Source organism: Flavobacterium qiangtangense, assembly GCF_042658345.1.
GTDB lineage: Bacteria > Bacteroidota > Bacteroidia > Flavobacteriales > Flavobacteriaceae > Flavobacterium > Flavobacterium qiangtangense.
In genome coordinates this window covers 185944-197570 of the sequence record NZ_JBHSQB010000021.1, presented here as the reverse complement: position 1 = coordinate 197570, position 11627 = coordinate 185944, and the positions used below count along the sequence as shown (strand labels likewise).

The window sequence follows — 11627 nt, the reverse complement described above, 5'->3', positions numbered from 1 at the left end:
TTTTTTAGAAAATCTGCGAATCTGCGGTTATCTTTTCAATCCATAAAAATATAAAATTCAAGTTTGCCAACGCTAAATATTTCCTAAAACCATTTAAAATCAAAAATCATCGCTTGCAATTGGAAATTTTTGCGAGTAACTTTGTCAAATGCGAACTCCTTTAGAACTTCAAATCCAAACGTTGCCCGACAGTCCGGGCGTGTATCAATATTATGATAAGGATGACAAGATTTTATATGTAGGAAAAGCAAAAAATCTCCGCAAAAGAGTTTCTTCTTACTTCAATAAATTGCATGAAAGCGGTCGCACCAATGTGATGGTTCGCAAGATTGTTTCGATAAAACACATTGTCGTTCCTACGGAAACCGATGCGTTGCTTTTAGAAAATAATCTAATCAAAAAACTCCAGCCTCGCTACAACGTTTTATTAAAAGATGACAAAACCTATCCTTGGATTTGCATCAAAGGAGAGCCTTTTTCCAGAATTTTTACGACCAGAAATATGGTCAAAGACGGTTCAGAATATTTTGGGCCTTATACCAGTTTTAAGACGGTTCACACGCTTTTAGATTTGATTAAAGAACTGTACCAATTGCGAACTTGCAATTATGATTTGTCTCGTGAGAACATCAATTCGGGTAAATATAAAGTGTGTTTGGAATATCACATTGGTAACTGTAAAGGTCCGTGTGAAGGCCATCAATCCTTAGAAAATTATCAAAATAATATTGATGCGATCAGAGAAATTTTGAAAGGAAATTTCAAGGAAAGCTTAAAAGATTTCAGGACGCTGATGAAAAATTTAGCTTCAGAAATGAAATTTGAAGAAGCGCAGAAAATCAAGGACAAAATCGATGTTTTAGAAAATTATCAATCGCGTTCGACAATCGTGAATCCAAGGATTTCAAATGTGGATGTTTTCTCGATAACTTCTGATGAAACGATGGGTTATGTGAACTTTTTGCAGATTTCTCACGGAGCGATTATTCGTTCGCATACGTTGGAAATGAAGAAAAAATTGGAAGAAACCGACGAAGAATTATTGGAATTGGCAGTTGTGGAATTACGCGAAAGATTCAAGCTTTTGTCGAAAGAAATCATCGTTCCTTTTGATCTTGATTTGGGTGAAAATATAAAAATTACCGTGCCACAATTAGGCGATAAAAAGCAGCTTTTAGATTTGTCATTGCGAAATGCGAAGTTTTACAGAATGGATCAATTGAAGCAATTGCAAATTGTAGATCCAGATCGACATACAAATCGAATTATGGCGCAAATGCAAAAAGATTTGCGACTTTCGGTGGAACCAAGACATATTGAATGTTTTGATAACTCGAATATTCAAGGAACAAATCCAGTGGCGGCATGCGTGGTTTTTAAGGATGGAAAGCCGAGTAAAAAAGACTACCGACATTTCAATATCAAGACCGTTGAAGGCCCAAATGACTTTGCTTCGATGGAGGAAGTGGTGTACAGAAGATACAAAAGATTGCTTGACGAAGAACAGCCGTTGCCACAATTAATCATTATCGATGGTGGAAAAGGACAGCTGTCTTCGGCGTTGAAAAGTCTGGACGATTTGAATTTAAGAGGAAAGATTGCGATAATCGGAATTGCAAAACGATTGGAAGAATTGTTTTATCCGGGCGATTCGGTTCCGTTATATTTAGACAAAAAATCTGAAACGCTGAAAGTTATCCAGCAATTGCGAAATGAAGCGCACCGTTTTGGAATTACGCATCATCGAGACAAGCGAAGCAAATCGGCATTGACGACTTCGGTAGAATCGATTCCTGGAATTGGCGAAAAAACGATGATTACATTAATAAAACATTTCAAATCTGTTAAAAGATTGTCTCAAGCGACAGAAAAAGAAATTTCTGACGTTATAGGTGTTTCAAAAGCGAAAAAAATTACCGACTTTTACAATTCCACCAAGTAAGTTTCCCTATGAAAAAATTAGCTCTTTTATTTCTTCTGATATTTTCGATATCGGTTGCATTTTCGCAAGAGCAAAAAAAGCCTAAAATCGGCTTGGTTTTGAGTGGTGGCGGTGCAAAAGGTTTGGCGCACATTGGTGTTTTAAAAGTTTTGGAAGAACAAGGAATCGAGATTTCTTACATCGGCGGAACAAGTATGGGAGCGATTATCGGCGGACTTTATGCCACTGGTTATAACGCTTCGCAAATTGATTCGATCTTCAAAACCACGGATTATGATGCTTTGATTCAAGATTATATTCCGCGATCTACTAAAAATTTTTACGAAAAAAGAAACGACGAACTTTATGCGTTGTCATTGCCTTTTAGAAAAATGCGAATTGGGATTCCGAGAGCGCTTTCAAAAGGACTTTACAACTTTAATATGATCAGCAAATTGACTCATGATGTGCGTCATATTCGTGATTTTAATAAACTTCCAATTCCGTTTTTGTGCATTGCTACAGACATTGAAACTGGCGAACAAGTTTTGCTGAACAAAGGTTCTTTGCCTCAAGCGATTATTGCCAGCGCGGCGTTTCCGTCGTTATACATGCCGGTGGAAATCGACGGAAAATTCTTGATTGATGGCGGTGTTGTGAACAATTATCCAATTCAGGAAGTTAAAAATCTGGGTGCTGATATTATAATTGGTGTTGATGTTCAAGACGGTTTTAAAGATAGAAAAGCGCTGAACGATGCCACTCGAATTTTGGTTCAGATCACCAATATGCAAATGATTCAGAAAATGCCTGAAAATATCAAGAAAACCGATATTTATATCAAGCCAAATATTGACGGATTTAATGTGGTTTCGTTTGATCAAGGTGATGAAATTATAAAAAGAGGCGAAGAAGCGGCGCGAAAAGTGATCGACCAATTGCAACTTGTGGGCAACGGAAAAATTCAAAAACCGTATCCTGTAAATTCTAAAGATTCGATTGCTATTACCGGAATTAATACGCCACAGCTGGAAAATTATACGCGATCGTATGTGATTGGAAAGCTTGGTTTTAAAGCCGGAAACAAGATTTCGTATGCTGATTTAGATCGCGGAATTAATACGCTGAGTGCAACGCAAAATTTCAGCAGTATTGGTTATTCGTTTACAAAATCTGCCAATGGCGACGATATTTTGAACCTGAATTTGGTTGAAAATAGAGTGAAAACGTATTTGAAATTTGGCCTTCACTATGATGGATTGTACAAAAGTGCAGTTTTGCTAAATCTTACACAAAAGAAATTGCTCTCAAAAAATGACGTGATTTCTGTGGATGTTGGTCTTGGTGATAATTTTAGGTATTACCTTGATTATTATGTAGATAACGGTTTTCGATGGAGTTATGGCGTAAAATCTAGATTGAACACTTTTAATAAAAATGTGCTTACGGATTTTAATAACGGTGAGTTTTTAGATTTGTTCGGATTAAGTTCGATCAATATTGATTATACCGATTTTTCAAATCAAATTTATTTTCAGACTATTTTTAGGCAGAAATTTTTATTGGGAGTTGCTGCAGAATACAAGCACCTGAAAATTGAAACCAAAACGTTGCCAAGTAGCAATCCAAAAATTGAGGACAGCGATTACATCAGCGGTTTGGCTTATTTGAAATTTGATTCGATGGATAAAAAATATTTTCCGAAGAAAGGATTTTTGTTCTGTGGCGAATTTCAGCCTTTCTTTTATTCGTCTGATTATACGAAGGAATTTGAAACATTTTCGATCTTAAAAGGAGAAATGGCTTTCACGCAAACCTTCTTTAATAACCTGACGTTCACTTTTCAATCAGAAGCTGGATTTACCGTTGGCGAGCAAACGGTGCCTTTCTATGATTTTATTTTGGGAGGATATGGTTATAACATGATCAATAATTTTAGGCACTTTTATGGCTATGATTTTGTTAGTATTTCCGGAAACAGCTATATCAAAGGTGCACTTACAGTTGATTATGAAATTTTCAGAAAAAACCACTTAAATTTCACTGCAAATTTTGCCAACGTAGGCGATAAATTATTTGATTCTGATGAATGGATTGAACAGCCAAAATACTCGGGATATGCTTTTGGATATGGGCTTGAGACGATCATAGGGCCAGTAGAATTAAAACATTCTTGGTCACCAGAAACAGGAGATCACCACACTTGGTTTAGCCTCGGATTCTGGTTTTAATTTCTTACAGAAAATATTAAACCTGAATTTTTATTGTTAATTATTCTTTAAAAAAACTATATTTGGCTCCATAAAACTATTAAAGAAGCAAATTTATGTCTATTTGGAGAAGAAAATCATTAGCGATCTTAATGAACGAAGCGTCAGAAGATGAAAAAGGTTTAAAAAGAACCTTGTCTTCCAGAGCGTTAGTTGCATTGGGAATCGGAGCTATCATTGGAGCGGGATTATTTTCATTAACCGGAATCGCAGCAGCAGATCACGCTGGTCCAGCAGTAACTTTATCATTTGTTTTAGCAGCCGTTGGTTGTGCCTTCGCCGGATTATGTTATGCAGAATTTGCATCGATGATTCCAGTTGCAGGTAGCGCCTACACTTATTCCTATGCAACAATGGGAGAATTTGTAGCATGGATTATTGGTTGGGATTTAGTTTTAGAATATGCATTAGGCGCCGCAACAGTAGGTGTTAGTTGGGGTTCTTATTTAAACAAATTAATGACGCAATTTGGTATAACCATACCACCAGAATTCTCAAGTGCTCCATCAGAAGGTGGATTAATCAACTTACCGGCTATTTTTATTGTGTGTCTATTATCACTTCTATTAATAAGGGGAACAAAAGAATCGGCATTTGTAAACAACATTTTAGTAATTATGAAATTGATTGTAGTAATCATTTTCATCGTTTTAGGATGGCAATATATCAACCCAGATTTTCACGTTCCATATATTCCAGATTATGTTCCAGAGCATATTGATGCAACGACTGGTAAAAAAGTGGCTGAGTTTGGAGGCGTTTCCGGAATTGCCGCAGGAGCTGGTCTTGTGTTTTTCGCTTTCATCGGATTTGACGCTGTTTCAACTGCGGCGCAAGAAGCAAAAAATCCACAAAAAGGAATGCCAATTGGTATTTTAGGATCTTTAGTAATTTGTACAATTTTATACGTTTTATTTTCTTACGTAATGACAGGACTTGTTCCTTACACTGAATTTAAAAACGATGCTTCACCAGCGGCGACAGCTTTTGCAGTAACAGGTTATACTTTCTTGCAAACCGGATTAATTGTCGCAATTTTAGCAGGATATACTTCGGTTATTTTAGTGATGTTGATGGGGCAAAGCCGTGTGTTTTATTCAATGAGTAACGATGGACTTCTACCTGGATTCTTTGGAGACATTCATAAAAAATTCAGAACTCCTTGGAAAACAAATATCTTTTTTATGGTTTTCGTAAGTATTTTTGCTGGTTTTGTGCCAATCAAAGACTTAGGCCACATGGTGTCAATCGGAACGTTATTCGCATTCTCATTAGTGTGTCTTGGAATTTTAATCATGCGTAAAAAAATGCCGGAAGCAGTGCGTTCATTCAAAGTGCCTTTGGTTCCGTTTGTGCCAATCGCCGGAATCGCTGTTTGTTTTTATTTAATGTATTCGTTGCCTTCAGAAAGCTGGTTACGACTTGTGATTTGGATGGCTTTAGGGGTAGTTATCTATTTTGCTTACGGTAAAAATAAATCAAAATTGAATAAAGCTGAATAATTTTTGATACCATATAAAAAGGCGCTAATAATTAAATTGTTAGCGCCTTTTTAGTTTCAATAAATATTTCATAATAATACCACCAAAAAAATTAATTTTTACGATATTTGTGACTATGAATGCAAGTTGGACAGATTTATTAGCGCACTTAAAGTTTCTCATCAAAAGAAACCCAGAATGATTGTAATTGATTTATAGTAATGAGTCATAAATCATAAATCTTAAATCATAAAAATATGCCACTATATCATAAATTGGGGGAATTTCCTCAAAAACGACATACGCAGTTTGAAAAACCAAACGGAGGTTTGTATTACGAACAGCTTTTTGGTACAGAAGGTTTCCACGGACATTCTTCTTTGCTTTACCACGTTCACAGACCAACTCAGGTGAAGGAAATCAAAGCTTCGTATTCTGTTGAGCCGAAAATTGCCATCGGAAAAAATATCAAGTCATTATTGCTGAAAGGTTTCGAATTAAAACCAGAAGCTGATTTCTTAGACAGCCGAAAAGCATTATTGGTCAACAAAGATTGCACCATCGGATTGGCTGCTCCGCAAAAATCGTTGCGTGATTATTTCTATAAAAATGCCGACGCCGATGAAATGATTTTCATTCACAGAGGAACCGGAACGCTTCGCACGATGATGGGAAATATTCCTTTTGAATATGGAGATTATCTGATTATTCCAAGAGGAATTATCTACCAAATCGATTTTGATACCGAAGATAATCGACTTTTCTACGTAGAATCTTTCGCTCCTTTTTATACTCCAAAACGTTACAAAAACGAATCAGGTCAGCATTTAGAACATTCGCCTTTTTGCGAGCGTGATTTTAAATTGCCTTCGGAATTAGAAACTTTTGACGAAAAAGGCGATTTTACGATAAAAATTAAAAAAGAAGGAATGTTGCACGAAGTGGTTTATGCCACGCATCCTTTTGACGTTGTGGGTTGGGACGGATATAATTTTCCTTACGGATTTTCAATTCACAATTTTGAGCCGATAACAGGAAGAGTGCACCAACCGCCGCCAGTTCACCAGACGTTTGAAACTTCGACTTTCGTCGTATGTTCTTTCTGTCCAAGGCTTTATGATTATCATCCAAAATCAATTCCGGCGCCATACAATCACAGCAACATCGATAGTGATGAGGTTTTGTATTATGTTGACGGCGATTTCATGTCAAGAAATAACATCGAACAAGGTCATATCACGTTACATCCAAAAGGAATTCCACACGGGCCAGCACCTGGCGCAATGGAAAGAAGCATCGGTCACACGGAAACTCAGGAGTTGGCGGTGATGGTGGATACATTCCGTCCTTTGATGGTCACTGAAGAAGCGATGGGATTGGATGATGGTCAGTATTATAAATCGTGGGTAGAATAATTAAAAGAAGCAAAAAACTAAAAAACGCCAACTCTGACAGGGTTTTAAACCCTGTCAGAGTTGAAAAAATATAAAGAAAAATGAGTAAAGATTTAAAATCAGTAGAATACGGATTAGAAAAAATATTTGAAGGAGCACAAGATTTCTTGCCTCTTTTAGGAACAGACTACGTAGAATTTTACGTGGGGAATGCAAAACAAGCAGCGCATTTTTATAAAACAGCTTTCGGATTTCAGTCATTGGCTTACTCAGGATTGGAAACTGGAGTTCGTGACCGCGCTTCTTATGTTTTGAAACAAGACAAAATCCGTTTGGTTTTGACGACGGCTTTGAATAGTAATTCACCAATTGGGGAGCATGTGAAAAAACATGGTGATGGCGTTAAAGTTATTGCACTTTGGGTTGAAGACGCTCGCAAATCTTTTGAAGAAACTACAAAACGTGGCGCAAAACCTTATTTTGAACCAACCGTTGAAAAAGATGAAAATGGCGAAGTAGTTCGTGCAGGTATTTATGGAGCCTATGGGGAAACCGTTTTTGTTTTTGTAGAACGTAAAAATTATAACGGAATCTTTTTGCCAGGATACAAAGAATGGAAATCAGATTACAATCCGGAGCCTGTTGGATTAAAATTTATCGACCACATGGTTGGAAATACTGGTTGGAATAGGATGGATGAAGCGGTTAAATGGTTTGAAGATGTGATGGGTTTTGTGAATTTTCTTTCATTTGATGATAAACAAATTACAACAGAATATTCAGCATTGATGTCTAAAGTAATGAGTAACGGAAATGGTAGAATTAAATTTCCAATTAATGAACCGGCTAATGGGAAAAAGCGTTCACAAATTGAAGAATATTTAGATTTTTATGAGGATGAAGGAGTGCAACATATTGCTGTCGCAACAGACGATATCGTGACAACCGTTGCCGATATGAAATCGCGTGGTATAGAATTTTTGAGTACGCCACCGCAAGCTTACTATGATGCCATTCCAGAAAGATTGAAAGATCACATGGATAAATTTAAGGAAGATATCAATGAACTTCAAAAATTGGGAATCATGATTGATGCTGATGAAGAAGGATATTTATTGCAGATTTTCACAAAACCGGTTGAAGACCGTCCAACATTATTCTTCGAAGTGATTCAAAGAATGGGCGCTCGCGGTTTTGGTGCAGGAAATTTTAAAGCACTTTTTGAGTCGATTGAAAGAGAACAAGAAAAGAGAGGAACTTTATAAGAATTGACTAAAATCCTGAGGATAATATAAAATAAGGCCTTTCAGAAGACTATTTTTTGCTAATTAAGTGTTAAAGTGAATTTTTTTATTGTAATACTGTAATTAATACATACCTTTGCACCCGCAAAAAGAGAGGGAGTGGTTTCCCTTGAATTTTATGTAAATTTTCATAATTTATAGTTTTTTGGTTGGTTAATAGCATAAAAACTCAGTCATATTTTTGACTGGGTTTTTTTGTTTTGGTACATTTGGAATAAAATTTGTATATTCAGTTGTCAAAGAACTTAAAATAGATTTATGAAAAAGATTTTAATTATAATGTTACTTGCAACTGCTGGGCTTCAAGCGCAATCAGATAAAACCTTTGATGTTGGAGAATGGTTTAAATTCAGGATTCATTATGGATTAGTAAATGCTGGTTATGCAACTTTAGAAGTTAAAGAAGCTACAAAAAACAATAAAAAAGTTTTCCACGTTGTCGGCAATGGATACACCACAGGAATGACCAAGTTTTTCTTTAAAGTTAATGATGATTACCAAAGTTATTTTGATAAAAAAACCGGACAGCCGTATCAATTCATAAGAAAAATTGACGAAGGCGGTTATAAAAAAGACCAAGAAGGATTTTTTAATCAAACAGCAAACAATGTTTTGGTGAAAGATTACAAGCATAAAACAGAAAAAACCATTTCTGTTCCTGAAAATGTGCAAGATATCGTTTCCGCTTTTTATTATTTGAGAAATCATCCTTCAATTGACAAACTAAAAGTGGGCGAATCGATTGCAATAGATATGTTTTTTGACGACGAAACGACAAAGTTTAAGTTAAAATTTATGGGTAGAGAAGTTATATCCACTAAATTTGGAAAAGTAAAATCGATGATTTTCAGACCTTATGTTCAAGCCGGACGCGTTTTTAAAGAAGAAGAAAGCTTAACTGTTTGGATTTCAGACGATGACAATAAAGTTCCTTTGAGAATTAAAGCCAGTTTGGCGGTTGGTTCGTTAAAGGCAGATATTGAAAATTTTAAAGGACTGAAGGGTTCTTTTAAAGTCATAGCAGAAAAATAAAAGATGGATATCACCCCCCAAATTAAAGATCAGTTAGATCAATTAGAAAATAAATTTCAGGCAATTAATCAAAAAACTGAAACGCACCTTGAAGGGCTACTTTGGTCAAAACCAATAACTTATTGGGATTATATCCAGACAGATGCTTTATTAAACTTACAGATTCAAAGAACAACGCTTCCTGATGAAATGGTATTTGTTATGTACCATCAAGTCAATGAGTTGCTGTTTAAAATGATTCTTTGGGAAATGGATCAATTGTGTCATACCGAAAAACCACAAACCGCTTATTTCACCGAAAAATTGATGCGAATCAGCCGTTATTTTGATATGCTGACCACATCTTTCGACATTATGGGCGACGGAATGGAGATTGAGCAGTACATGAAATTCAGAAATACGCTTACTCCGGCGAGCGGTTTTCAAAGCGCGCAATACCGTTTGATTGAATTTTGTTCTACAGATTTGATTAATTTGATCGATTACAGATTCAGAAAATCAATTGATAGAAATACTTCTTATGAATTTGCGATGGAGCATCTTTATTGGCAAGCCGCTGGGAAAGATTACCACACTGGCGAAAAATCATATCTGTTAAAAGAGTTTGAAAGAAAATATAAACCACAATTTTTGAGTTATATGGAAGAGTATAATACTATAAATGTGTGGCAAAAATTTAAGGAATTACCAGAAGAAGACCAAAAAAATGCAGAATTAGTCAAGGCGATGCGTCATTATGACCACACGGTGAACATTACGTGGGTGATGCAACACTTGAATACTGCAAAAAAATACATTGATGGAAGCGGGAAAGGTGATGGAGAAGCAACTGGCGGAAGCGATTGGAAAAAATACATGCATCCGAAATACCAAAGAAGAATTTTTTTCCCAGAATTATGGTCTCCAGAAGAATTAGCTTCTTGGGGTGAAGAAAAAAACGTCTAATAGATTTAAAGATTACGATTTGAAATACAAAATTTTAAGCTTGTTATTCCTTTTTGCACTTTTTTCGTGCAATAATAAAGAGGAAAAAACGGCAAAAGAAAATAAAAAAGAAGTTCCTGTAAAAGTTCCAATTGTTGTTGAATTCGGATTCACTTTAAACGATTTTGAAGTAGAAAATGATACGGTAAAAAGTGGCGATACTTTTGGAACCATCATGGAAAAACACAATTTGGGGAATTACCAAGTTCACGAAATTACTGAAAAAGCTAGGGATTCCTTTAACTTTCGTGATATTCGGGCTGGAAAACCTTACACTATTTTAAAATCGAAAACGGCTCCGAATCAAGTTCAAGTTTTCATCTACCAAAAAGATAATATTCATTATAATGTAATTGATTTAAGGGATTCTATCGTTGCTTACAAACGAAAAAAACCGCTTACAATCAAGACACGAACAATTGCCACACAAATCGAAGGCTCATTATCAGAAACATTGAGCAAAGCCGGAGTCGATCCTTCTTTAGCCCAAAATCTTGCTGATATTTATGCTTATTCTGTCGATTTCTTCAAGATTCAAAAAGGAGATAAATTTGCAGTGACTTTCGAAGAAAAATACATTAACGACACAATTTATGCCGGAGTAGAAAGTCTTCAAGCGTCTTTTTTTGAGTACAAAGGAAAAAAGATTTACGCGTTTCCTTTCAAGCAAGACACGGCCTCAAGCAAGACGAATTATTATGACGAAGAAGGAAAAGTTTTAAAAACAATGTTCTTGAAAGCGCCATTAAAGTTCGGATTTAGAATTTCTTCCAAGTTTTCAAAAAGTAGATTTCATCCGGTGCAACAAAGATTTAAAGCGCATAACGGAACCGATTATGCTGCAGCACACGGAACTCCGATTATCACGACAGCTTCGGGAGTTGTAGAAAAAACAGGCTATACCGCAGGAAACGGAAATTTCGTAAAAGTCAGACACGATAGAACTTATGCCACGCAATATCTACATATGTCTAAAATTCTAGTTCGCCAAGGACAAAGAGTTTCACAAGGAGATGTAATTGGAAAAGTGGGAAGTACAGGCTTGGCAACGGGACCACACGTTTGCTACAGATTTTGGAAAAACGGCGTTCAAGTCGATGCTTTGAAGCAAAAATTGCCAAGTTCTATTCCGATGGATTCACGATACAAGTCACGTTTTATAGCCGAAATGACGCCAATGAAAAAACAACTTGACAGTATCGCAGCACTAAAATTTAAAAATTAATTCAATTATTGTCTAA

8 protein-coding genes are annotated in these 11627 nt (G+C 36.0%); all 8 read left to right on the top strand.

The genetic code is table 11. The features are described 5' to 3' along the window. Positions 1-148: 148 nt before the first annotated feature. The 8 genes from uvrC to ACFPVY_RS17510 all read left to right on the top strand — a co-directional run bounded on the left by uvrC (position 149) and on the right by ACFPVY_RS17510 (position 11611). Positions 149-1942, top strand: coding sequence for an excinuclease ABC subunit UvrC (uvrC, locus tag ACFPVY_RS17545; protein ID WP_379793470.1), 1794 nt, complete (start codon positions 149-151; stop codon positions 1940-1942). A gap of 8 nt (positions 1943-1950) precedes the next feature. Then, positions 1951-4152 (top strand): patatin-like phospholipase family protein, encoded by a 2202-nt coding sequence (locus ACFPVY_RS17540; protein ID WP_379793469.1) that lies wholly within the window; start codon positions 1951-1953, stop codon positions 4150-4152. Between the two features lie 95 nt (positions 4153-4247). Then, positions 4248-5693, top strand: a complete 1446-nt coding sequence (locus tag ACFPVY_RS17535) for an amino acid permease (protein WP_379793467.1) — start codon at positions 4248-4250, stop codon at positions 5691-5693. A gap of 236 nt (positions 5694-5929) precedes the next feature. Further along, the gene (locus ACFPVY_RS17530) at positions 5930-7087 is read left to right on the top strand and encodes a homogentisate 1,2-dioxygenase (RefSeq protein ID WP_379793466.1); all 1158 of its coding nucleotides are present in this window, start codon (positions 5930-5932) and stop codon (positions 7085-7087) included. 80 nt (positions 7088-7167) lie between these two features. Beyond that, the gene (gene hppD, locus ACFPVY_RS17525) at positions 7168-8331 is read left to right on the top strand and encodes a 4-hydroxyphenylpyruvate dioxygenase (protein WP_379793465.1); all 1164 of its coding nucleotides are present in this window, start codon (positions 7168-7170) and stop codon (positions 8329-8331) included. Between the two features lie 297 nt (positions 8332-8628). Beyond that, positions 8629-9402 carry a DUF3108 domain-containing protein gene (locus ACFPVY_RS17520; RefSeq protein WP_379793464.1) on the top strand — a complete coding sequence of 258 codons (774 nt, stop codon included), beginning with the start codon at positions 8629-8631 and terminating at the stop codon, positions 9400-9402. 3 nt (positions 9403-9405) lie between these two features. After that, on the top strand, positions 9406-10347 hold the full coding sequence (locus tag ACFPVY_RS17515; RefSeq protein ID WP_379793463.1) for a tryptophan 2,3-dioxygenase family protein: 942 nt from the start codon (positions 9406-9408) through the stop codon (positions 10345-10347). A 19-nt stretch (positions 10348-10366) separates the two neighbouring features. Beyond that, positions 10367-11611 (top strand): M23 family metallopeptidase, encoded by a 1245-nt coding sequence (locus ACFPVY_RS17510; protein WP_379793462.1) that lies wholly within the window; start codon positions 10367-10369, stop codon positions 11609-11611. Positions 11612-11627: the final 16 nt, after the last annotated feature.